The 25,525-nt window shown below is 45.5% G+C and carries 23 protein-coding genes; 13 read left to right on the forward strand and 10 right to left on the reverse strand.

Translation table 11 applies throughout. The annotated features are described in order from the left end of the window. Positions 1-245 (reverse strand): transposase (locus tag Q369_RS27960; RefSeq protein WP_035333503.1); only part of this gene is annotated, 245 nt, incomplete at its 3' end. Between the two features lie 181 nt (positions 246-426). Here Q369_RS27960 and Q369_RS0121295 point away from each other — a divergent pair. The 4 genes from Q369_RS0121295 (at position 427) to Q369_RS0121310 (ending at position 1,773) form a co-directional block, all read left to right on the forward strand. Next, the gene (locus Q369_RS0121295) at positions 427-639 is read left to right on the forward strand and encodes a hypothetical protein (RefSeq protein ID WP_031529775.1); all 213 of its coding nucleotides are present in this window, start codon (positions 427-429) and stop codon (positions 637-639) included. A gap of 61 nt (positions 640-700) precedes the next feature. Continuing rightward, positions 701-958 (forward strand): hypothetical protein, encoded by a 258-nt coding sequence (locus tag Q369_RS0121300; protein WP_051664190.1) that lies wholly within the window; start codon positions 701-703, stop codon positions 956-958. 76 nt (positions 959-1,034) lie between these two features. Then, a complete protein-coding gene (locus tag Q369_RS29315) occupies positions 1,035-1,211 on the forward strand; it encodes a hypothetical protein (protein ID WP_169739277.1) in 177 nt (58 codons plus the stop codon). Continuing rightward, positions 1,189-1,773, forward strand: a complete 585-nt coding sequence (locus Q369_RS0121310) for a hypothetical protein (protein ID WP_031529777.1) — start codon at positions 1,189-1,191, stop codon at positions 1,771-1,773. The genes Q369_RS29315 and Q369_RS0121310 overlap by 23 nt, the downstream gene beginning before the upstream one ends. A gap of 9 nt (positions 1,774-1,782) precedes the next feature. On the opposite strand, the gene Q369_RS0121315 is transcribed toward Q369_RS0121310, so the two are convergent. Next, positions 1,783-2,598 (reverse strand): metallophosphoesterase family protein, encoded by an 816-nt coding sequence (locus Q369_RS0121315; RefSeq protein WP_031529778.1) that lies wholly within the window; start codon positions 2,596-2,598, stop codon positions 1,783-1,785. A gap of 110 nt (positions 2,599-2,708) precedes the next feature. On the opposite strand from Q369_RS0121315, the gene Q369_RS0121320 reads away from it, so the two are divergent. Then, positions 2,709-3,167 carry a regulatory protein RecX gene (locus tag Q369_RS0121320; RefSeq protein ID WP_031529779.1) on the forward strand — a complete coding sequence of 153 codons (459 nt, stop codon included), beginning with the start codon at positions 2,709-2,711 and terminating at the stop codon, positions 3,165-3,167. Between the two features lie 115 nt (positions 3,168-3,282). On the opposite strand, the gene Q369_RS0121325 is transcribed toward Q369_RS0121320, so the two are convergent. Next, positions 3,283-4,278 carry a ribonucleoside-diphosphate reductase small subunit gene (locus tag Q369_RS0121325; protein WP_031529780.1) on the reverse strand — a complete coding sequence of 332 codons (996 nt, stop codon included), beginning with the start codon at positions 4,276-4,278 and terminating at the stop codon, positions 3,283-3,285. Positions 4,279-4,520: 242 nt separating this feature from the next. On the opposite strand from Q369_RS0121325, the gene Q369_RS0121330 reads away from it, so the two are divergent. The 3 genes from Q369_RS0121330 to Q369_RS0121340 all read left to right on the forward strand — a co-directional run bounded on the left by Q369_RS0121330 (position 4,521) and on the right by Q369_RS0121340 (position 7,765). Next, entirely contained in the window at positions 4,521-5,405 is an 885-nt protein-coding gene (locus tag Q369_RS0121330) for a glycosyltransferase family protein (RefSeq protein WP_031529781.1), read from the forward strand. 10 nt (positions 5,406-5,415) lie between these two features. Further along, entirely contained in the window at positions 5,416-6,834 is a 1,419-nt protein-coding gene (locus Q369_RS0121335; protein WP_031529782.1) for a glycosyltransferase family protein, read from the forward strand. Positions 6,835-6,934: 100 nt separating this feature from the next. Continuing rightward, the gene (locus tag Q369_RS0121340) at positions 6,935-7,765 is read left to right on the forward strand and encodes an FkbM family methyltransferase (protein ID WP_031529783.1); all 831 of its coding nucleotides are present in this window, start codon (positions 6,935-6,937) and stop codon (positions 7,763-7,765) included. A gap of 6 nt (positions 7,766-7,771) precedes the next feature. Here Q369_RS0121340 and corA read toward each other — a convergent pair whose 3' ends face one another. After that, complete coding sequence (corA, locus tag Q369_RS0121345; protein ID WP_031529784.1) at positions 7,772-8,716, reverse strand: magnesium/cobalt transporter CorA; 945 nt, start codon at positions 8,714-8,716, stop codon at positions 7,772-7,774. 136 nt (positions 8,717-8,852) lie between these two features. On the opposite strand from corA, the gene Q369_RS0121350 reads away from it, so the two are divergent. Genes Q369_RS0121350 through Q369_RS0121360 form a run of 3 tightly spaced genes read left to right on the forward strand, consistent with a single transcriptional unit; the run spans position 8,853 to position 11,282 of the window. Then, positions 8,853-9,455, forward strand: a complete 603-nt coding sequence (locus Q369_RS0121350; RefSeq protein ID WP_157488268.1) for a DUF6934 family protein — start codon at positions 8,853-8,855, stop codon at positions 9,453-9,455. Between the two features lie 44 nt (positions 9,456-9,499). Further along, positions 9,500-10,687, forward strand: coding sequence for an MFS transporter (locus Q369_RS0121355; protein ID WP_031529786.1), 1,188 nt, complete (start codon positions 9,500-9,502; stop codon positions 10,685-10,687). Further along, the gene (locus tag Q369_RS0121360) at positions 10,677-11,282 is read left to right on the forward strand and encodes an IMPACT family protein (RefSeq protein ID WP_031529787.1); all 606 of its coding nucleotides are present in this window, start codon (positions 10,677-10,679) and stop codon (positions 11,280-11,282) included. The genes Q369_RS0121355 and Q369_RS0121360 overlap by 11 nt, the downstream gene beginning before the upstream one ends. Before the next feature lies 1 nt (position 11,283). On the opposite strand, the gene Q369_RS29320 is transcribed toward Q369_RS0121360, so the two are convergent. From Q369_RS29320 to Q369_RS0121375, 3 genes are all read right to left on the reverse strand, one after another. After that, positions 11,284-11,448, reverse strand: a complete 165-nt coding sequence (locus Q369_RS29320) for a hypothetical protein (protein WP_169739278.1) — start codon at positions 11,446-11,448, stop codon at positions 11,284-11,286. Positions 11,449-11,550: 102 nt separating this feature from the next. After that, positions 11,551-13,314 (reverse strand): RagB/SusD family nutrient uptake outer membrane protein, encoded by a 1,764-nt coding sequence (locus Q369_RS0121370; protein WP_031529788.1) that lies wholly within the window; start codon positions 13,312-13,314, stop codon positions 11,551-11,553. A gap of 35 nt (positions 13,315-13,349) precedes the next feature. Beyond that, positions 13,350-16,610 (reverse strand): SusC/RagA family TonB-linked outer membrane protein, encoded by a 3,261-nt coding sequence (locus Q369_RS0121375; protein WP_031529789.1) that lies wholly within the window; start codon positions 16,608-16,610, stop codon positions 13,350-13,352. Between the two features lie 331 nt (positions 16,611-16,941). Here Q369_RS0121375 and uvrA point away from each other — a divergent pair, with 331 nt between their 5' ends. Then, positions 16,942-19,794 (forward strand): excinuclease ABC subunit UvrA, encoded by a 2,853-nt coding sequence (uvrA, locus tag Q369_RS0121380; RefSeq protein ID WP_031529790.1) that lies wholly within the window; start codon positions 16,942-16,944, stop codon positions 19,792-19,794. Here uvrA and Q369_RS0121385 read toward each other — a convergent pair whose 3' ends face one another. Both Q369_RS0121385 and Q369_RS0121390 read right to left on the reverse strand, forming a co-directional pair. After that, positions 19,795-20,529: a LytR/AlgR family response regulator transcription factor gene (locus Q369_RS0121385; RefSeq protein ID WP_031529791.1), complete on the reverse strand. Its 735-nt coding sequence runs from the start codon at positions 20,527-20,529 to the stop codon at positions 19,795-19,797. Continuing rightward, complete coding sequence (locus Q369_RS0121390) at positions 20,526-21,596, reverse strand: sensor histidine kinase (RefSeq protein WP_031529792.1); 1,071 nt, start codon at positions 21,594-21,596, stop codon at positions 20,526-20,528. Before Q369_RS0121390 ends, Q369_RS0121385 begins: the two co-directional genes overlap by 4 nt. A gap of 354 nt (positions 21,597-21,950) precedes the next feature. On the opposite strand from Q369_RS0121390, the gene Q369_RS0121395 reads away from it, so the two are divergent. Further along, positions 21,951-24,845 (forward strand): TonB-dependent receptor, encoded by a 2,895-nt coding sequence (locus Q369_RS0121395; RefSeq protein WP_035333748.1) that lies wholly within the window; start codon positions 21,951-21,953, stop codon positions 24,843-24,845. A gap of 72 nt (positions 24,846-24,917) precedes the next feature. On the opposite strand, the gene hemC is transcribed toward Q369_RS0121395, so the two are convergent. Then, on the reverse strand, positions 24,918-25,525 hold a 608-nt coding region (hemC, locus tag Q369_RS0121400), incomplete at its 5' end, for a hydroxymethylbilane synthase (protein WP_031529794.1).

Raw genomic sequence — 25,525 nt, forward strand, 5'->3', positions numbered from 1 at the left:
TTTCTACTTGAATAAATATTGCTCATATAGCCAAATACGAGCACTTTTAACAGCATCTGGGGATGGTAACTTGCCGGACCGGTCAGGTAGTAGGCGGCATTGAGCGGCTCTAAATTGATCTTATTGATCACATCGTTGACCACCCGGACAACGTGCCCTTTGGGGACAAGATCTTCTAAACTTGGAGGAAGCAGCATCAACTGATGCTGGTGATAAGGCTTGAAATTAGGCTGTCGGCGACCCATTTTTCTTTGGTTTGCTTATAACTAAAGATAATCAATCCAGAAAAATTACCCAAACCTCTAAAATGAAAAAAGACTGCCTCATTTGAGACAGCCTCTTTGTATGATTTTCATAAACTTTTCTAGCTTTGAAAATAGATTCAAAATAATTTATCGGGTTTCCCTACAAATTCATATTTTTGCAATGAAGAAGTTCTCATCTGTTACCGAAGCTTTCAAATGGTGGCTTACAGAAATTTATCCTAAGTTGCCACCTGACGTAAAGAAGGGAAAGTTGACTACTGCTTGGAGGGATTTCACTTATAACCAGGGAATTTCAGAAAAGAGGATGAAAGCGATTCTTGAAGAATTTGGAAGAGTTGAAGTGAAGACAGAGGTTCTATTTTTCCCAGACTAAATTTTTTTGCCTTGAGTTTATCGGATTTTCCTACAAATATTAACTCAAACTCATTAAAAACATGAACACACAACAAAATCAATCGGCTAGCAACTACAAGTTTCAAAAGCAAAACGAATATGTTCAAGCCTTTTTTGAAATGGATGGGCTGGGGGAGATCGTCGAATCCATGCATATCATGGTAGAGACGTACCTGTTTAGTAAAGATTTGGAAAATGTGTCGCCGGAAATGCGGGTGCATCTCGCCAATCAGTTGCGAGCGGCGAGTTTGATTGCGAAGCTGGGCGAGACTGCGATACAATGGCGAACCGTTAATTAATTAGCCCGTCGTTTGCTCATTTATTTTGGCGTGAGATTTTTGTCCCTTTATATTGTAATTCAAAATTCGAGTGACTATGAAGTTCGTTACCAACACCCTTTCTAAGCCAGTTGTGGGCAAAGAGGCTAAAAAATTGATAAAAGCTATCAAAACCGACGGTCATGTAGCAAACGAACAAGCCATGGAAACTATCAGGCGAATCGTTGACCGAAGAGCCAAACAAAACACAAATGTCATTGATCAAAAAATTTAACGGAGTAAATTTCTCGGAATGTAGAGTTTCAGAATTAACCCCTGATTTAGCAAGCCTAGGTCAGGGGTTTCGTTGTAAAAGGCCGGAATTTCAAACGTTCTGGAAGAAAGGTCGGGTGATGCGAGAAGTAAATTCCCACACAAGTCGTTGCTGGGTCGTACATTATGAAAATAGCTTGGCTGCCTATATCACGTTACTAGCAGACAAGTTAATTGCAACCGAAAAACTACTGGCAGACGAAAAGATTAAGTATACCACATTCCCAGCAGTTAAAATAGGTCTACCAGCGGCCGACGAGCGCGCAACGAAAGTTGGAAAACGAATGGTAGAATGGGCGCTTGAATATGTTGCTTTCAAAGTTGCGCCAATTGTCGGTGTCAGATTTATGACGGTTGACGCTTTTTATGACAAAGACAATGGCTATGATATCTCTGGCTTCTACCAAAAAATAGGTTTTATGTTTGTCAATCCGGATGAACAACTTCCTCCGCGGCACTCTTATAGAACAATGTACTTCGATTTAAAACCGCTTATTGACTCAAATCTGGGAAGATTTAATTAATGTAATCCATCACCCCTTCCCCGAAAATGTATTCAAAACCGGCGCAGCCGTAGGATTATACTGATAAGATTGCCAGGTATGATCTTCATATACCTCCACAACCCGGTAGCCTTTGTAAGCTGTACCCCAGTTGCCACCGAAGTGACCGTCGAAGAAGTAAGGCTTTTTGCCGTATTGTTTGGTGCTGTCCTGGTCGTGGTCGTGGCCGTTGAAAATGGCTTTTACATTCGGGGTATTTTCGAAGAGTTCAATGACCTCTTTGCATTCGATTCCATTGACGGTCCATTTGGCTGGTGTAATGTGCAGGAACACGAAAATGCCTTTCTTTTCCTTGTATTTCGCAATTTCGGTACGCAGCCAGTTTGCGTCCGGACAAACGTATTCACCTTTTTCATTGGAAGTGTCACCCACCACAAACGCATATTCCCCTTTGGCAAAACTGTGGTTGGTAGGGTAGCCCCAGGTACTTTCCCACACGTCCAGACCTACCTTGTCATGGTTTCCTCGACTTAGATAAAATGGTACGCTAAGGCCGGAAATGCTTTTCTTGAAATCGTATAAAAGCGTAGGCTCGTCGTGGATCAGGTCACCATTGATGAAGAGAAAATCCACCCCTTTCTGCATTTTTTCACGGTTTACCCAACTTATCAAATCACTATGAAACTTCTGGAATTCAGTATTTGGCTGACCATAATGACCGTCGGAAGCGACGATGAACCGCAGTGAAATTCTTGCTTTCGGAGCTGCGTTTAACTCGTTGGAAAAGAATGGAAGCGTGGACACAGCAGGCACAAGTTTCAAAAATGACCGTCTTTCGATATGCATTGGTAGCCGGATTTAGCAGGTTAGTCGGGTGTTATTAGTTTCAAAAATAGTTATTGATCGCCGATATTTTCTTTATTCTTGCATCGGATTAACAACATTTAATATTCACAATGGACCGCCTTATCCTCCAAAAAGCTGCTTCTTACTGTGCCTACCAGGAACGCACGCAGGATGAAGTGCGCCAGCGGCTTCGCAAATGGAATGTGTGGGGAGATGAAGCCGACGAGATCATTGCTGAACTGATTGCGCAGAACTACCTCAGCGAAGAGCGTTTTGCCAAGACTTTCGCAGGCGGCAAGTTTCGGGTAAAAAACTGGGGCAGGATCAAGATCAAACAGGAGCTGCAGCGGCGCGGGATCAGTAAATACAGCCTCGACCAGGGAATGGCGGAGATCAAGGATGAAAATTACGTGGCGACTTTAAAGCAGCTTCTTGAAAAAAAGCGGGCTTTACTGGAAAGAAGCGAAACAAATCCGCTGGTACTGAAACAAAAATTGGCCAGATATGCTCTGGCCAAAGGGTATGAAAGTGAGTTGGTTTGGAAGGAGGTTGAGGCTTTGTTGAGTTGATCAACTTGCCGGCCGTGCTTACCTTTGTCATGCTGAGCGCAGTCGAAGCAAGGGCGACAACGCTTCTTAGTAGCAGCCCTTCGACTGCGCTCAGGGTGACAAAAGGTACGACAAATTAAAAATCCGAGTCGAAAGAGATTTTGTGACCTGAATCTTTGTCTTTTACGCCGCTCATTACGCCGGCTTTCTGATATTCTCCCACACGTTTTTCGAAGAAGTTGGTTTTGCCCGGAAGTGAGATCAACTCCATGAAGTCGAATGGGTTAGCTGAGCCGAATTGTTTCGAGCAACCTAGTCTTTCGAGCCAGAAGTCGGCGATGTATTCAATGTATTGTTTCATCAATTCCGCATTCATTCCGATCAGCGAAACAGGTAATGCTTCTGTGATGAACTCTTTTTCGATCTCCACCGCATCCAGCATGATTTCAATAACGCGTTCTTCCGGAAGCTGGTTGACGATATGCTGCGTATAAAGCAAGCACGCAAATTCGCAGTGCAAACCTTCGTCGCGCGAGATCAATTCATTTGAAAATGACAATCCCGGCATTAAACCGCGTTTTTTCAACCAGAATATGGAGCAGAAAGAGCCCGAGAAGAAAATACCTTCTACTGCCGCGAATGCAATAATGCGTTCTGCGAAGACGGGGCTATTGATCCATTTCAAGGCCCATTCCGCCTTTTTACCAACACACGGAACGGTCTCAATAGCCCGAAGCAAATGATCTTTTTCAGAAGGATCTTTGATGTAAGTATCGATCAGCAGTGAGTACGTTTCAGAATGGATGTTTTCCATCGCGATCTGAAAACCGTAGAAGCATTTGGCTTCCGCATATTGTACTTCGCTTAGAAAGTTAACCGCCAGGTTTTCATTTACAATACCGTCCGAAGCAGCAAAGAACGCGAGTACGTGTGAGATGAAATGCCGCTCACCGTCTGACAGGTTCTCCCAATCCTTCATATCCTGAGAAAGATCGATCTCCTCAGCAGTCCAGAACGAAGCCTCGTGCCTTTTGTACATTTCCCAGATATCGGAATGTTTGATCGGAAATAAAACAAACCGCAAAGGGTCTTCTATCAACAGGGGTTCCTGTCTGGTAAGTTCTTGTGACATAATTAACTAGCTATTTTACGGGGATCAGTTTATATAACATTAAAGTAATTCTGAGACGAAAATTCAGAATCGAAGGAAAACAAATCTACATGCTTTGGACCGAAAACTCAAGGAGAAGCAGGTCTATTTGCCCGAGATTATTTAGCAGAATTCTTCTTCCGAAACGATTAACTTTGCTGTATCCAGCACGTGAAATTGTCCGGAAATTTGGACAGCAACAACATATAAATTCTTCTCAGACCTTGAAAATATCAGGCTTCACAATCATCAGAAATGCCATTCTCAACGACTATCCGATTGAGGAAGCAATCACGTCCATTCTGCCCGTTGTGGACGAAATGCTGGTCAGTGTTGGAATTAGTGAAGATGATACTTTGGAGCTGATTAAATCTATCGATTCTGACAAAATCCGCATTGTGGAATCTGAATGGGATATGTCGCTGCGGGCTGGTGGAAAAGTGCTGGCGGTTGAAACAGACAAAGCATTGAAGCAGATTTCCCCGGATAGTGACTGGGCTTTTTACATTCAGGGCGACGAGGCGGTGCATGAAAAATATCATCCGGCTATTTTGGATTCGTGCAGGCGCTATGTGAATGATCCTGCGGTAGAAGGCTTAGTTTTCGATTATCTTCATTTTTACGGAACTTACGATTACGTGGGCGACAGTCGCAAATGGTATCGCCGCGAGATCCGCATTATCAGGAATGAAAAGCAGCCGAAAGAAACGCCCATCACTGCATTCAGGGACGCGCAAGGCTTTCGCCGCGGGCGGACGAAGTTGAATGTAAAGCATTCGGGAGCCGCCGTATATCATTATGGGTGGGTGAAAAGTCCTGTTCAGATGCAGACCAAAATGAGGAATGTGAGCCGATTTTGGGACGAAGGTGATGCACATAACAAACTCTTGAAATCAGAGGATTTTTTCGATTATACTGAATTCGATTCTATCAAAAAGTTCGACGGTTCCCACCCGGAGGTTATGAGAGACAGGATCGCGCGACAGAACTGGAAAATTGCGCTGGACCCTTCGAAAAAGAGATTCCGGTTGAAAGACGCGCTGTTATATTGGTACGAAAAAAAGACCGGCCACCGGCTGTTTGAGTTTAGTAATTACAGGTTTATTTGAATTGTTTTAAATGCTGGAAATATCAAGAGGCAAACTTTTTGCTCTCCTATCGTTTTTTGTGGCACTCGCGTTACTGTCCTACTTTCATCGGTATCCAACCGGTGACGATGCTTGGTTTGGTGAACAATCCTACTGGCTTGAACGCGAAGGAGTAATCCGATCGGAGTATTTCCGGGGTTTGCTGGGATGGGAAAAGCAAATATTGGTCAGTCACAAATTCTTCCTGCTTTTTGGCGCAGTGCTGATAAAGTTTTTTGGTTACCATTTACCGGTATTGCAGTTCACCGGATTAATCTTTTTCTGCATTGTCTTGGCTGAACTGATATACTACGTCAAGATAAGGGAGCAGAGCCTCAGTACCTGGTACCTGCCTGCAGTTTTAATCCTCACATTTGCTAATAGGCTGCTCGTGAAAATGAGCTTTGAAAATCGTCCTGAAATGATGCTGGCCGCACTTGGTTTTGGCTCTTTTCTGCTGATTCAAAGTAGTCGAAAATACATTGCAGGAAAGGTATTAGCCGGTATTTTAGCTGCAATGGCTTTCTTGTGTCATTTGAATGGGATCATTTTCTTAATCGCGGGTTTCGTGACGCTTCTTAATTCCAAACAATACAAGTCCCTCCTTGTATTCGCGATTTCCGGTGGACTTATAGCAGGCCTTTACTGGTCGGATGTAGCTTCGGCACGCAATGGTTTCTCAATCTGGACTTATCAGTTCAGCCACGATCCTGCAACTCAGGATGCATTTGGGTTACATTCCAAACTATTCCAGTTAGCTACATATCCCAGGCTGTTCTTCCATTCACCCGAACAGATTTCCATTTCATTACTTCTCACGTTTCTGTTATGGAAGCAGCGGCTGTTAGTGTCACAAGTGCCGGTCATGCTAAGAGTCTACTCGCTTACTCTTTTCTTTTCCTTTTGGCTGATCACTAAAGCAAATGGCGCACTCTATCTTGTCATTTTTATGCCTTTCATATTGGTACTGGTATACGAATTGTATAAAATTCGCCCGTTCTCAACGATGTCATTAAAGGGGATAATGCTTGCATATTTTCTGATCAGTGTCTTCGGGATGGGGCAGATTATCTACCGGAATTTCACCATGGAGTACCTTCCGCTTTCCTATGAAAAGCTCAGGCCGCACATTGAAGATCAACATGTTGGCTTTGTTCCGTTAACTTTCTTTTTTGATGAATACGAGGAATATCCACGTTTATTGACGCACGAAAATTATAAGCTTCAATCAAAGAAAAGGGGAATGACTACATTGAAAATGGCTACGTGGGCGTATAGAAATGGCGCCAACTTCATCGTGATGGACTACAAATTCCGCCCCGAGTCGTATTACCCCAAGGCAGGGACCAGGATTATTCCTTTTTATAAGCTTACTTTCTTTAACGGACGGTTTGCGATATACAAGCGATAGTCGACGAAGTTGATATTTAAGTAGATTTTACTGGCTGATGTCAAATAGAACTCTATATTTGTTAAAGTCAAGTTGCAACTAATTTTTTGATTGGATTAGCATGTTTGAGTACATAGATAGATGGTTAACAAGGCGTAAAGCGCGGCGTCACTTTAGTGAGTACTCTCACACAATCGACACATTTACGCTTGAAGATGAGGGTTCGATTTCTTTTGCCAACTGGAAAAACCCGCTGATCAAGCCCAAAGTTATCACGCAGGGAGAGGTTAACTTCTTCAAAAAATTTATTAGAAAAGGAAGCCTCTGCATTGACATAGGGACGAACATTGGAGACACTACTGTACCCATGTCCCTGGCAGCCGGCAAAGAGGGTGTTACTCTTGGCTTCGACCCCAATCCGCACGTCTTCAAAATAATGGAAGTGAATGCGGCTTTGAACAAAGACAAAACCAACATCATTGCCTTACCTTTTGCAGTAACCAAAGAAGATGGCGAGTTTGGCTACGCGTCATCAGAAGCTTCCTTCGGGAACGGAGGACTTGCAAATGAAATGGTTGAAGATCATGGGGCATTTCAGCTATCAACGAAGATAAAGGGCATTGCACTTGAAAAATACCTGATCGCGAACTATGCTGACATACTTCCAAAACTGTCTTTTATAAAGATAGACGTGGAGGGAGCTGATAAAGAAGTGATAGAGTCAATATCCGGTTTAATCAGACAATTGAGACCCGTTATTATCGCAGAATGTTTTCCAAAAGCAACGCAGCAGGAAAGGGCAGAGTTGTTCAAGCTTGTATCTGATTTCAATTACTCGCTGTACTATTTTGCCGACTTCCACGAAAACGCGCAAGTGATAAAGATTGAAACGGCAAAGGATATGAACAAATGGAGAACGTTCAATTTTTATGCGATTCCTATTGCCGAGTAGCTGCCATCAAATCCACCTTTTCCGTCTGAAAAACAAGAGCACGACCGCAGAGGACAGAACCATCAACAGGAGGGATCCCCAAAATCCCCACGGTTCGCTGGTTGAAGGAATGTGGTCGTAATTCATTCCGAAAATCCCCGCAATGAGGGTAGGCGGCATGAAAATGATCGTTACCACCGTGAATATTTTGATTACCTGGTTTTGTTCGAGGTTAATCAAACCCATAAACGTATTCTGCAGATATTCCAGCCGCTCGAAGTTAAAGGTGGTATATTCCAGAAGTGAATTAATGTCTTTCAGGATGATGCGTAAATGTTCCTTGCGGTCCTCAGGGAAATACTGACTCCGTAAAATTCCGGATAAAACGCGTTGTTTATCAATGCTTGTTTCCCGGAGCATCATCGTAATTTCCTGCAAACCACTGATCCTGATCAGCACTTCCTGTCGTGCCTTTTGTTGATGCGTAAGATCCTTACTAATCGCAGAAATATCTTTGGAAATACCTTCAAGCGAATCTGCATCAGCTTCGATGCGGGTTTCCAGCAGCAGGAGCATAAAATCTACACCACCCTGAATACTCTCCGGGCTCACTTTCATTTTCTTCACTGTATCCGCAAACGTTTTGGAATCGCCACGGCGGTATGTAAAAAGTACATTCTGGTGCAGCAGAAAAGAAACGGGATACGTCTCATAGCCTTCCCGGTCGATCTTCAGGAAGTTAGAGTTGGCATTAATGGTTTCATTTTGTTCAAAGAACCGGGAGCTGCTTTCAATCTCGACGATTTCCTGCGGAGTTTGAAAACTGATATTGCATTTATTCTCGACCCACTCTTCCTCCTCTGCGGAAGGTGACTGTAAATCGACCCAGATCAGGTTTTTCACCTTGCCAAGTTCACGAAAGTCATTTTCGCGTTTGATCAAACGCCCCTCTTTGTAAAATATGCGTACCATGTTTTAAAGTTGGGAAAAAAGAATGTCTCAGGAAAGACGGCGCCGATTTTTCCGCAGGAAAGATGAGACTGTGAGTTGGGGCAATGACTTATTTTGTAGGTCTTCGAATTGCTACTTTTGGCTTAAACCAAAGCCATTGAAACACAACACCTATCCCGTAAGTAGTTCACCTGACCGATGTTCCTATACATTCGAGAGTATTTCATCAGAAAAGATTGTAATCAAGAAGGTGGAGTTTGTTTCGATCGCTGACGGACTTTACAACTTAGCATTTGGTGATTTGAACAGCACAGGCGCATTGGATGATATGGTGACAACCAACAATAACGATATGAAGAAAGTGCTTGCTACCGTTATTCAGATTGTAAGGATATTTTTAGAACTTCACCCCGACGCTGCAATATATTTCGAAGGAAGTACTTCATCAAGAACAAGGCTGTATCAGATTATTTTGGCACAGGAGCTGCTTGATTGGAGTGATAAATTCGTAATTTATGGTGCTGAAAATGGACGTTTACTGCCTTTTGAAGTAAATCGTAATTTTGACTCGTTTGTTGTAAAAATAAAAAAAATCATGAGATCAGAACGAAAACGGGAGTTAACCCTAGCGGACATCAAGGTTGATCCATCAATAAAAAGCAGCAAAAATGATCCGTTTGTAGTTAGGAAGGTTGAAGAGGCAAAGAGAGCACTGGCAAAGCTAGATCTTACTGTGCTTAACCTGCCGCCTAAGTCTTAGTAAGCGTTTAAAATTTCTTTAAGGCAAATCTGTACCTTTGCGGCATGCAAAGTACCGCTACAAAAAGCATCTTTACCACACAATTCTGGCTGCTGGGCCTCAGTTCTTTTCTCTTTTCTTCCAGCTTCAATATGCTCATACCCGAGTTGCCGGGATATCTGTCACAAATGGGCGGAGCAGATTATAAAGGTGCGATCATCGGTTTATTTACATTGACGGCAGGTTTGTCAAGACCATTTAGCGGTCGTCTTACTGATCGTGTAGGCAGGGTTCCGGTGATGGCATTTGGCTCATTGGTTTGCTTTGTCTGCGGATTGCTATATCCCGTTTTTACCACGGTAATGCCGTTTTTACTGCTCCGGCTCGTACATGGATTTTCTACGGGCTTCAAGCCAACCGGTACCGCAGCTTACGTGGCAGACATCGTTCCTGCAAACCGCCGGGGCGAGGCAATGGGTATTCATGGAATGTGTATGGGAGTAGGATCGGCATTCGGACCGGCCGTCGGTAGTATGATCAGCCAGTCGTTTTCATTGAACGGACTGTTCTATACCTCGTCTGTTTTCGCATTACTTTCAATTGCCATTCTAATGAATATGAAAGAAACGCTGGCTGAAAAACGCCCACTCACCGCAGACGCATTCAAGCTGACCTGGCGCGATATCTTCGAGCCCGATGTATTCAGTCCGGCATTGATTACTTTCCTGTGCTACTTCGGATTTGGTGCAGTGGCAACAATTACGCCCGATTTCAGTGAACATCTTGGCCTGCAGAACAAAGGTTATTACTTCATGGTATTTACAATCTCGTCCATTCTCGTCCGCATTTTTGCAGGTAAAATTTCAGATCAGCACGGAAGGATGCCGGTGACGATTGTCGGAGCAGCTATACTGATCGTTTCAATGGTGATCACAGGTTATGCAGATACCCCCTTCCTGTTTTTGGCGGGTGGTGCTGTTTTTGGTATATCAATGGGCATTTTATCTCCTGTACTTTCCGCGTGGACTGTCGATTTAAGCGGTGATCATAACCGCGGCCGGTCTATTGCTACAATGTACATTTGCCTGGAAGCCGGCATTGGCATCGGGGCATTTCTCTCTGCGGCTTTGTTTGCTAACAAGTCACAGAATTTTCCGCTTGTGTTTTTCTCAATGGCGGGATTCGCCGCAGCAGGATTGGTTTACACGGTTTTCATCTATCAGCAGAAAAAACGCCGCGCCCGTGTTATTTGACGATACTTTTCAAACGATCGCCAACTCGGCGGAAGGATTTTATAAGGACAAGGGGAGCAAATTTCACGGATATGCATTCCCGATTGCAGGTGATGCCGATGCTAAGCAACATCTGGCCGAGCTCAGAGAATTACATCCCAAAGCCGTGCACCATTGTTATGCTTACCGGCTGGGTACAGATAAAATGAGCTACAGGATGAGCGACGATGGCGAACCGTCTGGTACTGCGGCCCGCCCCATTTTGAATACCCTGTATTCACGTAATCTAACTAATCTGCTGGTGGTGGTTGTCCGGTATTTTGGCGGGACACTCCTGGGGGTACCGGGGTTGATCAATGCATATAAAACCACAGCTGAGGATACATTGAATGCAGCAGATGTGGTAACCAGGCATTTTGTAAACAGGTATGAAATTGCATTCTCCTATCCGCAAATGAATGAAGTAATGCGGATTGTAAAAGAAATGGAGCTTCCTGTATTAAATCAGCAATTTGAAATGAATTGTTTGATGAAAGTGGAAGTACGTGTATCTGCTACTGAACTATTTGTCAGCAGGTGCCAGAAGATCGAAGGCTTGGCTCTTACTTTGCAGTAGGTTAGTTGTTGTCTTTCAGCATTTTGATAAAATCGTCTTCGTAGTCTTTCATTGCTTTCAACAGCTCTTTCAATTCTTTTTCCTCGGGCGTACCTTTTTTAGAGCCAAAAATCTCGTCAGCACGCTCCGACGCTTTCTCGTATTCACTTTCGTTCTTAATAGTCATTTCTTTCTTTGTCTAATTGAGATAAAGATATTCATAATGCCTGAAACGCAAAAGACCTGCCGAAGCAGGTCCTTGCGTTAGTTTGGTTAAAAATGCAGCTTATCAATACCCCGGATTCTGAACCAGAACGGCTTTCCCATCCAGCTGACTGTTCAGGATCTCATCCTGCGGCAGTGGATAGTAAAGGTTTTTGGAAGTAAAAGTTTTTCCGGCCATGTAACCTCTTTTGCTGAAAGTACGTCCGGAAGGTTCTTTTCCAGCCACTGCTTCTTCGGCAGCATACTTATTCAGCACCTTTTCAGCAATTCCCCATCTTACCAGATCGAAGAAGCGGTGACCTTCCATTGCAAATTCGAGTCTCTGCTCCATACGGACAGCATTTCTTGCAAAGTCAGCGCCTTTGCTCGCGAATGTGCCAGCGGGGTAAGGCTCCACTTTGTAAGTCACGCTAGGATCTTGAACAGAGCCGGTTTTTGCACGCAGACGGATCTGGTTTACATATCCTTCTGCCGCAGCCAGGTTGCCAAGTTCCACCTCACATTCTGCCAGCCAGAGCAGCACGTGCGAAAGTTTGATCAGGCGGAAGTTATTATTGACGTTCCGTTTGCTGGTCGAGTGCGTGGTGCTGTTTTCTTCTGCCAGATAGTACATCCATTTCTTGCCGGTGAATGGACCAGCATAAGTCTGGTCGCGGATCCAGGAAGAACCCGGCATTGGGCCCCAGTCCAGGAAGTTGACGCCGCGGCGACCAACAGTCCAGTCGAGGCGAGGGTCAACAGGGATAGTTTTGTCTAATGTAAACGGAGCAGAAGCAGCAATTCCCTGGTCATTTGGAAGATCCACTTTGTTGTAAGTATCCAGTGATCCGTCAGCAGCAGTACCGATCATCGGCAGTCCATTCTCAGTTTTAAATGCATTCACCAGATTGTGTGACGGTTGGTAAAAACCGCAGCAGCCTCTTCCGGGCGCATTCGCAGAGTAGGGCCAGTTCAGGTTATCGCCGGCGTTTCCGTTATTTCCGTTAGTGCCGTCATTTACTGAAAACTGTACTTCGAAAATAGATTCGCTATTGTTATTGCCGGTAGTTCTGTAATTGTCGTGATAGTTGGCAACCAGTTTTTTACCTGAGTTTTTAACAACATCTTCGAGCAAAGTTTTTGCCGCAGCCCATTTCTTCTGGAACACGAGCACTTTCGCAAGGTGCGATTTCGCTGCCCATTGTGTAGCTCTTCCTTTTTGTGCCTGAGATGGTGGCAAATTATCAGCAGCGAATTGGAAATCAGCCTCGATCTTCGCCCAGATATCATCTGTGTTGGGGATTTTGGTAGAGTTTGGATCAGCTGCTACGTACACCTTTTCGTCGATGTAAGGCACCATATTCCACATTTTTTTAGCTTCAAAGTGGTAGAAACCTCTCAGAAAACGTGCTTCCGCTACAACCTGCAACTTCTCCGCCTCAGTCATATCTTTTACCAGCTCACCGCCTACTACCTGGATCACTTCATTGCAGCGGGCAACTCCATCATACTGGTGCCACCATTTTCCAAGAAAGTAGGTGTTATCAGAAAGCCAGTTGTATTGTTCAATGAAAGACTGCTCAGGCTGGTCACCCGCATCAGTTCCTTTCACCGCATCGTCACTCGCAATTCCGCCGAAAACGTAATTCGAAATGGTAGACTGGCGTCCGGTGTTACCAGAGCCCACACCATCGAGCAGAGAGTACGCACCGATCAGCAATGCATTTACCCCGTTTTTATTGCTCAATTGTTCACGCGAGGCTCTTCCTTGCGGTTTCAGGTCAAAAAAGCTGTCGGAGCAGGAGAAGCTAAGCCCGATCAGGAGTACTAATAATGTTATTTTTTTCATCGTATTATCTATAATAATTTGATTGTCACCAGATTTTAGAAGCCGAAACGAACACCTACCAGGTACGATTTGGAAACCGGATATGCACCCTCGTCTACACCCATGTGCGTATCCTGGTTGTCATTACCCGATCTTCTCAGGTTAATGTCAGGATCAAGTCCGGTGTATTTGGTAAAAGTGAACAGGTTCTGTCCCTGCACATACACCTGCGCTGAGTTGAGTTTGATCTTCTTCAAAACCGCAGAAGGAATTGTGTAAGTCAGCTGGATATTCTTGATCCGGAAGTAAGAACCGTCTTCAAGGAAGTAAGAAGAAACCTGCTGGCTGGTGGCGTCACCGGAGTTAAGTCTTGGCAGTTTAGCATCGTCGCCCGGTTTTTTCCATGAGTTGTAAAGCATATCCTTAGATCTGTTTCCCTGGAACACATTGAAATCTGTCCAGTATCTCACGTAGTTAAAAATCTCGTTGCCGTAAACACCTTGTCCGAACACGGTCAGGTCGAAAGCTTTGTAACCAACATTCAGGTTAACGCCGTAGTTGAAGTCAGGGTGCGGGCTTCCAATGATAGTTCTGTCAGCAGCGGTAATAATACCGTCTCCATTCACGTCCCTGAATTTGAATACACCTTCACGTGTATACGAACCGAACTTAGGAGCTGCATCTGCTTCTGCCTGATCTTTGATCACACCATCTACGAAGTAGCCGTAGTAACTCGCAATCGGGTAGCCTGCTTTGGTTGCAGACATCGCCGGAAGGCGCGTCGTGAAGCCGAAAATGGTTGCATTCGGGTTGTTATTCAATTTGATCACCTCGTTTTTGTAATGACCAACGTTCACGCCCACTGCATAGTAGAAATCCTCTTTACGGTCACGGAAGTTAAGACCGATATCAAATCCTCTGTTACGAACTTCACCAATGTTGGTGTAAGGAATGGTTCCCGTTCCGGCTGTTCTTGGAATGGCGATCTGGGTAAGCATATCCGAAGTTACGCGGTTGTATAAGTCAAGAACTACTTCCAGCTTGTTGTTCAGCAATACCGCATCCAGACCAATGTTGGTAGAGGTATTTGTCTCCCATTTACCGTTTTGGTTACCAAATTGTACCAGGTCAAAACCACCTACGATGGAAGTTCCTGTACCATTGATATCGTATGCATTGTTTTGAGGATCGGGACCGTACAATGTATATGCATTCGCTACGTTCGGGATCAGCTGGTTACCTGTTTTACCCCAGCCAAAACGCACTTTCAAATCGTCCAGTACCTTTTTGGTCGGCTTCATAAACCCTAGTTCTGTCATACGCAAACCGAGTGAGAATGCCGGGAAGATACCGTAGCGGTTGGCTTCCGAGAAACGGGATGAACCGTCGCGACGTAGCGTAAAGTCAGCCAGGAACAGGTCTTTGAAACCATAGTTGATCTTACCGAATTGCGAGAAAAGTGCGGTACGTGTAGCGCCTGCACCTGCATTGGCGAGGCCAGCCGCCGAACCTGCATCGAGGTAGCGGTAATCAAGATCGTCGAATGCAAAACCACTTCTGCTCGCCTGGAAACCGGCAGCATACGTCTTCACAGCTTCTGTTCCTACCAAAACGTTCAGGTTGTGCGAGCCGAAAATTTTGCCATAGTTCAATGTGTTGAACCAGGTAATGGAGCGGTCAAGGTTATTGATCACGTTCATGCTGTTTGCATTACGCGCCTCAGCAGCTTCAATGTCGCGGTGGAAATATTCAGAGCGGTTGGACTGGTTGTATTCCAGACCAAAGCTGGTGCGGGCTACCAATCCGGGAAGAATGTCTACTTGCGCGAACATATTTCCAAACACGTGGGTACCTCTTGTGATATTATCTTTCTCACGGTACAAGCGTGCCAGCGGGTTAGGCGCATTACCCAGGTTACTTCCGCGGCTTCCCGCAAATCCGTTGTAGGCAGAGGTATTTGTACCGCCCAATGCGGCTGGACCTCCTGTAATATCAAACACGGGAATGATCGGGTGAACGCGGATTGCGAACATGATTGGGTTACCTTCATCGTTATTCGTGATGCCCTGCCTTTCATCATAAGAGAACGTAAGGTTTTCTCCCACAGTAACTTTACCTTTTGTAAACTCTGTGTTGGCGCGAACTGAATAGCGTTTGTAGTTGGTATATCTCAAAATACCATTCTGCTTGAAATAGTTGGCTGAGATCGCATACTTAGCTGATTGAGAGCCGCCTGATGCACCGATCTGGTAATTGGAAATGGGCGCGGGATCAAAAATCACGTCCTGCCAGTCAGTACCTTCCTTATTCGCCTTTGTAATGTTAAATGCTGTTTTTCCCAGGTTCGGATCAGCAATATCATTGGTATAGGTATAGTTGGAAGGTAATTCTCCATACACGTTCGGGTAAATGTAATCGGCAATGGTCTGGTTTCCATTCTCATCAAACTTGTACTGGACAGAAGGAGAAGTAGCCGAAGGATTTTTGCCGGCACCAAGGTCAGCCTGGTACAAGTACTCGCCCAACTCTCTGGTATTCAGTAGGTCAAGCATTTTGCCGGGCCGCTGTGTACCTGTATAGAAATCAAATGTAATGTTCGGCGCGCCCGGTTTCCCTTTTTTAGTTGTAATGATCACAACCCCGTTGGCTGCACGTGCTCCATAGATAGATGCGGCAGAAGCATCTTTCAACACCTGCATGGATTCAATATCGTTCGGGTTGATCTGATTGAGTGTTCCCTGCGTAGGTACTCCGTCGATTACATACAACGGACTGTTGTTGTTGATAGAACCAAAACCGCGGATACGGACCATCGTTCCACCACCCGGAGAGTTATCATTACCAACCGTAACCCCGGCCGCACGGCCCTGCAGCATTTGCGTAACGCTGGCACTCGGCACCGCAGTTAGTTCTTTTGGGTTGATAACAGTTACCGCGCCGGTGATATCCTGCTTCCGCTGCGATGCGTAACCGGTTACAACCACTTCGGTCAGACTCTTCACGTCGTCGGCAAGCTTTACGTCAATTACTGTTTTTGAACCTACGGTAATTTCTTGTTTGATATACCCGATTGAAGAGAAAACAAGGATTGAGTTGGGTGATTTTGCGTCGATAGCATACCGGCCTTCAGCGTCTGTGACTGTCCCGGTATTGGTACCTTGTACCTGAACATTCACACCGGGAATTCCGGCTCCGTCAACTGTGGATGTGACTTTCCCGGTAACTTGTCTGTCTTGCCCGTAAGACGTGCCACTGCTCAGCAGCGCCCATAGCAATAACGTTACGGAAGTCAGAGCGACTCGTAAATTTTGTTTCATAGAATAGGGATGTTAAAATGTTAATTATGTATTACTAATTATCAATATACTACCAAAAGTATGAATTCAATTCATAATTCTACAATTGTTTTTGAATGAAACGTGGATTAAATATTAATATACTAATGGTGACAATGCGTGCGCATCATGGTTTCGTGCAAATTGGCAACGTTTGCATTGCAATAGAAAATCACTTAATACTTCAATTCTCGGCGGCAAGAGATTGCCATTGAAACTTGTGATAATTATGCAACTGAAGGTGTAGTTTTGTGGTTAAGCCTGTTAGGCTACATCAACAAGAAAAATTTATTCATCACCATAATTCAAGGTATTGGAACATCTGAATGCTACAGAACTTGCCGGTCAGGATCTCATTGAAGTAGAGGGCGCCCGCGAGCATAATCTTAAAAATATTGATGTTAATATTCCTCGTAACAAGCTGGTTGTAGTAACCGGGATCAGTGGCAGCGGCAAGTCTTCGCTGGCCTTTGATACCATCTATGCAGAGGGGCAGCGGCGTTATATGGAGAGTTTTTCCTCGTATGCGCGTGGTTTTATAGGAGAAATGGAGCGGCCTGATGTAGACAAGATCAGCGGCCTTTCGCCCGTTATCAGCATTGAACAGAAAACTACATCCCGCAATCCGCGCTCTACGGTGGGTACTGTTACGGAGATCTACGATTTTCTACGCCTTCTGTATGCGCGGGCGGGCGAGGCTTATTCCTATGTAACCGGCCGGAGAATGATCAAACAATCACAGGATCAGATTGTTAATCAGCTTTTGTTACAGTTTGTAGGTAAAAAGATCATGCTGCTTGCGCCGGTTGTGAAAGGCCGGAAAGGACATTATCGTGAGTTGTTCGTGCAGATTACCCGTTTGGGATATACGAAGGTGCGGGTAGACGGCGAAGTGCTCGATATTACACCAAAAATGCAGCTCGACCGGTATAAGGTGCACGATATCGAAATCGTAATCGATCGCATTATCCCGAAGAGTGAATCGGAGGATAGCCAGTCGAGGTACCGGCTTAGCCAGTCGGTAGCGACGGCAATCAAGCAGGGAAAAGGGGCATTGATGGTTTTGGATGATAAAGGAGAAACGTACTATTTTTCCCAAAACCTGATGGACCCGGAATCGGGGATCAGTTATGATGATCCGGCACCGAATGCATTTTCTTTCAACTCACCTTACGGCTGGTGCCCAACTTGTCAGGGCTTGGGGCTGATCGAGGAGATTACCGAAGAATCTATTATTCCTGATAAATCTTTAAGCATTAGTAAAGGCGGTATTGCGCCAATGGGAGAATACAGGGAAGCCTGGATTTTCAAACAGCTTGAAGTGCTTTTGAAAAAATACAAAATCACATTGCAAACGCCGCTTGAAAAATTTCCGGAAGAAGCGATCAAGCTGGTTCTCTACGGAAGCGAAGATGCAGTGCCGGTACCGTCGAAAAAGTACCCCGGTACAGAATGGGAAACGAAGTTTGACGGCATAATCAACTTCCTGAAAAGGCAGCAGGAGAGTGGTAACGACAAAATTCAGGAATGGCTGAAAGATTTCATGTCCATTCAAACTTGTCCTGAATGCAATGGAAAGCGGCTGAAAAAGGAATCGCTCCATTTTAGAATTGACGGGAAAGATATCGCGGAACTCTCCAACAGGGATGTACGCGAGCTGGCCGACTGGCTGGTAAATCTGGAAGACAGGCTGGAAGAGCGGCAGCGGGTGATCGGACATGAGGTTTTGAAAGAAATCAGAAAACGTGTCGGATTTCTGCTGGATGTAGGATTGGATTATCTGACGCTGAACCGCGCATTGCGCACATTGTCAGGTGGGGAAGCACAGCGGATCAGGCTTGCGACGCAAATCGGTACGCAGCTTACAGGTGTTCTATACATTATGGACGAGCCGAGTATCGGGTTGCACCAGCGTGACAATGTAAGATTGATCAATTCACTGAAAAGCCTGCGCGATCTTGGAAATACGGTTCTGGTAGTTGAGCACGACAAGGATATGATGCTCGCATCTGACTATATCCTCGACATTGGTCCCGGTGCGGGGCGGCACGGAGGGAATGTAGTGGGCGCAGGCTCGCCTGAGGTTTTCCTGAAAAACGGCTCACTTACTGCTGAATACCTCAGCGGCAGGGAGTCTATCGAGGTACCGAAAAAGCGCCGAAAAGGATCAGGTAACTCCATCATACTGAAAGGATGTACGGGTCACAACCTCAAAAATGTAACAATGTCGTTCCCGCTCGGAACGATGATTTGTGTTACCGGAGTGAGTGGGAGCGGAAAATCTTCGCTGGTTCATGAAACGCTCTTTCCGTTGCTCAATGCGCATTTTTATAAGTCAAGAAGAGAGCCGCTGCCCTATAAATCGGTAGAAGGTTTGGAACATATTGATAAGGTAATTGAAGTTGATCAATCGCCGATTGGTCGAACTCCGCGTTCAAATCCTGCTACTTACACCAACTTATTTACAGATATCCGTACACTTTTTGCCGAACTGCCGGAATCTAAAATCCGCGGTTACAAGCCAGGCCGTTTTTCATTCAATGTAAAAGGCGGCCGCTGCGAAGATTGTGAAGGCGCGGGAATGAAGAAAATAGAAATGGATTTCCTGCCCGACGTGCATATCAATTGCGAAACCTGTAAGGGAAAACGCTTCAACCGGGAAACACTGGAAGTGCGTTTCAAGGGTAAGTCGATCGCCGACGTGTTGGATATGACGGTAGAAACTGCATTGGAGTTTTTCGAGAATATGCCCCGATTACTCCGTAAAGTGCAGACGCTCAATGATGTGGGCTTGGGTTACATTACCCTGGGTCAGCACGCAACGACATTATCCGGTGGCGAGGCGCAGCGTGTTAAGTTGTCGGAAGAGCTATCAAAAAGAGATACCGGGAAAACCCTGTATATTCTCGACGAACCTACAACCGGCCTCCATTTCCAGGATATCCGCCATTTGCTGAATGTCTTGAACAAACTCGTAGAAAAGGGAAATACTGTTTTGATCATCGAGCATAACCTGGACGTGATTAAAGTCGCTGACCACATTATTGACGTGGGACCGGAAGGTGGCGCCAAAGGCGGGCGCATTATTGCAGAAGGCACACCCGAGAAAGTAGCAAAAGTAAAAGGGAGCTTTACAGGATACTTCCTGCAGGAAGAGCTGAAATAGCTACATCCATTTACTTAAAAACTGGCTAAAGCTTTCTTTGTACTGGTCGCTCACGGGAATAGTAATCGCGCCGATTTGGATGGTATTCTTCGTCACCGCACTGATCTTGTCGAGATTAACGATGAAAGAGCGGTGCACGCGCATGAACTTGGAAGCGGGAAGTTTTTCTTCCAGCGCTTTCAGGCTCGTGAGTGAAAGAATGGGTTTCGGGTCTGACTTTAAATGGACCTTTACGTAATCTTTAAGTCCCTCCGTGTACATAATATCGTCGTAGGAAATCCGTACAAGCTGGTATTCAACTTTCAAGAACAGGTATTCATCCTTGTTTTCCACGGATCCTGCCGAAGATGCTTTTTGCAAAAGCTCGGCATAAGCCTGCGCCTTTGATGCAGCACGGAGGAACTCTTCATAATTAAAGGGTTTTAGGAGATAGTCAAGTGCGTCAACCCGAAAGCCGTCGAGGGCGTACTGGTTAAATGCGGTTGTAAATATGATTCTGGGAGCCCGTCCGCCTGCTTTTTCGATCACTCGGGCTAGTTCGATACCCGTGAGGTCAGGCATTTGGATATCCAGGAAAATGACATCGATTTGCTGATTGTGAATTACCTGCAATGCTTCTACTGCACTCGAATATTTGCCTGTAAGGGACAGAAACGGCGTTTTTTCAATAAAAGCACAAACCAGTCCAAGTGCCAGCGGTTCATCGTCAACGGCGATGCATTGTAGTACATTCATGCCGTTTCCAATTCCAGATGTACTTCAAACTCTTTTTCAGCCTTATTCTCATTCACTTCCAGCTGGTACTTTCCGGGATATAGCAAGTCGAGGCGGCGTTGCGTATTAGCCAGGCCAATTCCATTACTTTCATCCAGGATCGCCCGTTTGTCCGTAAACAATGTATTTTTCACTTCAACAAAAATCTTGTTGCTGCTCTGACTGATCCGAATGTCGATCCGGCTCGGCTGCACGGCACTTACGCCATGTTTAAATGCATTTTCAATAAAGGGCAGGAATAGCATTGGTGCAATTGAGACATCGTGCATGGGATTTGGCGGGTCCAGGTGTACTGTTACTTTATCAGTCAGCCTGAGCTGCATCAGCTGGATATAATCCTGGGCGAATGCAATTTCCTGACTAAGTAACACGGTACCGTGCTGGGTTTCGTAAAGTACGTAGCGCATCATTCTCGAAAGCTTATGCAAAGCTTCCCTTGCCGCTTCCACGTCAATTACCGTTAATGCGTAGATATTATTCAGGGTATTAAAGAAAAAGTGCGGGTTGATCTGGGCTTTCAGAAAGGAGAGCTCAGAATTGATCTTTTCTTTTTCCAGGTTCTGACGATACTGCTTGTCCATTTGCGCCGTACGTACAGCTGCAATACCGGTACTTAATCCGATTACCATTAATGCAGTAATCATCGCAAAATTATCCAGCTTTTCACCACGCTTCTTTTCTCCATTCGCCTCTCTTGCCAGCCGGAATGCACTTTCCATCTGACTGCCGAAACCAATGTAGGTTTTGACCTGCTCCATCATAAATGCCACAATCAAAACTGAGGCTACATTCAGGAGAATGAACTTAACGTACTTGTTTTTCGCAAGATATTGAGGAAACCAGAAGTAGTAGTTGATATAAAAGATAGAGACAAGCAGTGTAAACAAAACAGCCTGCTTAATCCAGAATGCAACCGGAAACTGAATCTGCCAGTTGAGTGGCTGCCACATCAGAAACATAGCCAGAAAGCCCCACCCTAAAAGGTGCAGGAGCAGTGGCGGGTATTTTCGAGCGGCACGCGTATCCATTTTTATCATTTAGTTTATATGTCAATGGTCCTGACATATAAACGCAATCTTACAGGGAAATTCTCTAATCCCCTATTTCAATCGATCAAAGCAGGACGAATACCGACTGAATCAGGTGTGGAGTCTATTAAACCGGAATGAGCCATACTGGGGTGTTATTTGCCAGATCCCGTTGATTCAGGGGATCTTAGGGGTTTGTGCAATGCGAATTCATCGGCAGGTACAAGCTACTTAGTCGTGTGAAACTTGCCTTTGATCGGTACATTACCTGTTTCTATCTATTCCTTTTTTCTGCCCCGGTTTTAGGTACTTATTTTGAAACTCGGATAGTGCATCATTATATACAACCCAACCATGAAACTCAGTTTACGATTAACACTCCTGACATTATTATCAGGAATCACATTTGGAGCCTACGCACAGTTTGGCGGCGGAGGTGGTGGCAGGCCAGGCGGCGGCGATTTCAGGGGTGGCGGCGACAGACAGCGCCAGACTGCAATACCAGGAACAGCCGAAGATACCCGTAGCGGAAGCGGAAAAATACGGGGAACCCTGGTCGACTCTGTGAGCAAGAATCCGGTGGAATTTGCTGCATTGTCGCTGGTGGATATCAAAACCAACAATCCCATTGATGGTACTACCACGGATGAGAAAGGACAATTTGCGATGACGAAGGTGGCCTCGGGGAATTTCAAGATCCTCATTTCATTTATCGGCTATAAAACTAAAACGATCAGCGATATCAAAATTGACCGCCGGTCGGACATTGATCTTGGAAACGTAACACTGGCGCCTGACGTAGTGCAGCTGAATGAAGTGGAAGTTGTGGGAATGGCCCAGCTCGTGGAAGAGAAAGTAGACAGGCTTGTTTACAACGCCGAGAAAGACATTACCAGTAAAGGTGGCGACGCTTCGGATGTAATGAAAAAAGTGCCGATGCTGACGGTCGATCTGGATGGAAACGTTTCCTTAAGAGGTAGTTCCAACGTGCGGGTTTTGATCAATAACAAACCGTCGACCATTATCGCAACCAGTGTTGCAGATGCATTGCGCCAAATCCCGGCAGACATGATTAAGTCAGTCGAGGTTATTACATCTCCTTCTGCCCGCTACGATGCGGAAGGTTCTGCGGGTATCATCAATATCGTTACCAAGAAAAGCACGATCCAGGGCGGTACGCTTAACCTGGACACGGGGATTGGTAACCGGGGTTCTAATTTGGGACTTCGCGGCAATTACCGGGTTGGCAAAATGGGTTTTAGTCTGGGTGGCTTTGGCCGTTTCAATTATAACATGCCTGGTAGATCAGAGAATATCCAGAATGGGAAAGTGGATAACTTTCAGGTGCGGCAGAGCAGTGAGTCGGACAACAAAATGGCATTCGGATCTTATAATTTTGGCTGGGATTACGAGATAGATTCTAAAACATCTCTTTCAGCAAGCGTGCGTTACGGAATGCGGAACCAGCGCAATATGCAGGAACTGACCACATTCAACAGGTCAGCTGCCGGAGTGGAGCGGAATAGTTTCCGTGATGTCAATTCAAAAGATTTGTCGGGAACGTGGGACGTGAATGTGGATTATATCAAGACACTCGCGAAACCACAACAAGAATTAAGCATTTCAACACAGTTCAGCCGTAATAACCGTACGAATGACTACACTGCGGATGTTTACAACGTGCTTAGCGGCGTGAGCACGAGAGAATTTCTTGGTACAGAATTGAATGATAACAATAGCCACAACCAGGAAAGTACCGTCCAGATTGACTACCAAACGCCAATCAAGGATAATCAGCTTTTTGAATTTGGTGGAAAAGGAATTTTCCGTCAGGTGGTGAGTAATATCGTATATGGCGGCTTAATAGCAGACCGCCCGATCAGTGCGCTCGATTATGATCAGAACGTGGGTGCTGGTTACGCTTCCTATACATTCACTACTAAAAGCCGTTTCACTGTAAAAGCCGGTGCGCGCTATGAATATACCAACATTGATGCTACTCAGGGCGAAGGTGGCGAGCTGAATCTGCCTGCTTACAGCAACCTGGTACCAAGCCTGAACCTTTCGCAGACATTTGGCAAAGGTCAGACTGTAAAGCTGGGTTATAACCGCAGGCTGCAACGTCCCGGCATTCAATTCCTAAACCCTAACATTAATTCTGCCAATCCGAACAACATTTCGTTTGGTAATCCGAATCTCCGTCCGGAGCTGACCGACCAGGTTGAATTGGGTACCAGCTTTTTCAAGAATTCATTGTATATCAATGTGGCGACATTTGCGCGGTTTACCAATAACTCCATTGAAAGTATCCGTACAACAGACAGCAATGGGGTGATTTCGACGACTTATGGAAATATTGGTGAGAAGAAAAACTATGGTGTCAATGTCTACGGAAACTTGACATTGTTTAAAAGATGGCAGATCGGTGGTGGTTTTGACTCTTATTATACCAACCTAAGAAATAACAGCGGCGACGCTTCGCTGCGGTCGAGCAACAGCGGGATTGTGGTTAGCGGGCGTTTGCGGAGTAGTTTGACTATCAAAAACGGCTGGGGGTTGCAGCTAGGCGGTTTTGCAAGAGGACGTGAAGTGCAGCTGCAAGGTACCCAGGCTGGTTTCAGAATGTATGATCTGGGTATTCGTAAAGACTTTAAAAACAAACGCGGAGGTATTGGTTTCGGAATGGAAAACTTCCTGGCGCCTTCGATGAAAATGCGTACCAGCCTCGAATCGCCGACTTTCACTCAGGAGAACACGAACTTTCTCTTCAATAGAGGATTCCGCATGAACTTCAATTATCGTTTTGGTAAAATGACGTTTGTTGAACAAAGATCCCGCAGAAGAAAGTCAATTAATAACGACGACCAGAAAAGTGATGGCGGCGGAATGGACGGAGGCGGACAAGCTGCACCGGCGATCTCGGTTCCTGGAATTTCTCCTGCAAGAGGCGGAGCTGGTGCAACCGGCGGAAGACCACAGGGCGGAGCAAGGCCAGCTGGCGCGGATAGTACTGCCAGGCCAATGCGGCCAATGCAGCCAGGTACAAGAACGGATTCAACGATGAAGATGGACTCTACAGTCCGTCCTGGCTCAACAATGCAACCTGCGATTGTACCGGATTCAACCGCACGGCAAGTAATTCCTGCTGACTCGACCATCAAGCCGGACAGCACCGCACTACCTGTAAGACAGGATTCAATCCCTGTGAAACCAGTTGTTCCGGCAGATTCGATTCCAAAGAAAGACTAACCAGAATAACCCTTAACAGCAATAAAGCCCGGACTCAGTGCCGGGCTTTTGCGTTGTCTGCATTCAATTATTTCAACTATTCTGATTCCTGATTTCCTTCAAAATCCTGTCAGCACCTGCTTCGAGTAGCTCGTCAGCTAAGGCGGTACCTAGTTCGTCGGGGAAAGTTTGTGCGCCTGTTTGCGTTTTTCTGATCAGTTCACTGCCATTCAGACTGATAATGCCGCCGGTAATGTGTATTTGCTCACTTTTCAAAGTTGCCATTGCAAATACGGGAATGCTGCAGCCGCCTTGCAATTTTTTCAGGAAAGCCCGTTCGGTCAAAAGGCAAATTTCCGTTTCTACATGATTGAGCAGCTCTTTCAGTATTGCCTTTTTCTCCTCACTTAATGTAACGGAACATTCAATTGCCACACTTCCCTGTCCAACTGCCGGCGTAAATTCGTCAAGTAATAAATGCTCGGCGATCTTATCGTCATATTCCATCCGGTGTACGCCGGCGTAGGCGAGGAGCAGCGCGTCGCATTGGCCTTCTTCCAATTTGCGCAGTCGTGTTTGCAGGTTGCCCCGCATATCGACGGTCTTAATATGGGGGTAAAAATGGCGCAGTACCGCGACTCTACGCGTGGAGGAAGTTCCTACTGTAAAGGGTTCGCCACTTTTAAGTGATAATGCAGTGT

The organism is Dyadobacter crusticola DSM 16708, from assembly GCF_000701505.1.
Classification (GTDB): domain Bacteria; phylum Bacteroidota; class Bacteroidia; order Cytophagales; family Spirosomataceae; genus Dyadobacter; species Dyadobacter crusticola.

Coding starts and splice junctions, on each gene's coding strand:
- Q369_RS29320 (WP_169739278.1), bottom strand. CDS start 11,448: ATGACTATTAAGAACGAAAGTGAATACGAGAAAGCGTCGGAGCGTGCT.
- Q369_RS0121315 (WP_031529778.1), bottom strand. CDS start 2,598: ATGCATATCGAAAGACGGTCATTTTTGAAACTTGTGCCTGCTGTGTCC.
- Q369_RS29315 (WP_169739277.1), top strand. CDS start 1,035: ATGAAGTTCGTTACCAACACCCTTTCTAAGCCAGTTGTGGGCAAAGAG.
- Q369_RS0121395 (WP_035333748.1), top strand. CDS start 21,951: ATGAAACTCAGTTTACGATTAACACTCCTGACATTATTATCAGGAATC.
- Q369_RS0121385 (WP_031529791.1), bottom strand. CDS start 20,529: ATGAATGTACTACAATGCATCGCCGTTGACGATGAACCGCTGGCACTT.
- Q369_RS0121300 (WP_051664190.1), top strand. CDS start 701: ATGAACACACAACAAAATCAATCGGCTAGCAACTACAAGTTTCAAAAG.
- Q369_RS0121355 (WP_031529786.1), top strand. CDS start 9,500: ATGCAAAGTACCGCTACAAAAAGCATCTTTACCACACAATTCTGGCTG.
- Q369_RS0121375 (WP_031529789.1), bottom strand. CDS start 16,610: ATGAAACAAAATTTACGAGTCGCTCTGACTTCCGTAACGTTATTGCTA.
- Q369_RS0121370 (WP_031529788.1), bottom strand. CDS start 13,314: ATGAAAAAAATAACATTATTAGTACTCCTGATCGGGCTTAGCTTCTCC.
- Q369_RS0121335 (WP_031529782.1), top strand. CDS start 5,416: ATGCTGGAAATATCAAGAGGCAAACTTTTTGCTCTCCTATCGTTTTTT.
- corA (WP_031529784.1), bottom strand. CDS start 8,716: ATGGTACGCATATTTTACAAAGAGGGGCGTTTGATCAAACGCGAAAAT.
- Q369_RS0121325 (WP_031529780.1), bottom strand. CDS start 4,278: ATGTCACAAGAACTTACCAGACAGGAACCCCTGTTGATAGAAGACCCT.
- Q369_RS0121340 (WP_031529783.1), top strand. CDS start 6,935: ATGTTTGAGTACATAGATAGATGGTTAACAAGGCGTAAAGCGCGGCGT.
- Q369_RS0121310 (WP_031529777.1), top strand. CDS start 1,189: ATGTCATTGATCAAAAAATTTAACGGAGTAAATTTCTCGGAATGTAGA.
- Q369_RS0121320 (WP_031529779.1), top strand. CDS start 2,709: ATGGACCGCCTTATCCTCCAAAAAGCTGCTTCTTACTGTGCCTACCAG.
- Q369_RS0121295 (WP_031529775.1), top strand. CDS start 427: ATGAAGAAGTTCTCATCTGTTACCGAAGCTTTCAAATGGTGGCTTACA.
- Q369_RS0121390 (WP_031529792.1), bottom strand. CDS start 21,596: ATGGATACGCGTGCCGCTCGAAAATACCCGCCACTGCTCCTGCACCTT.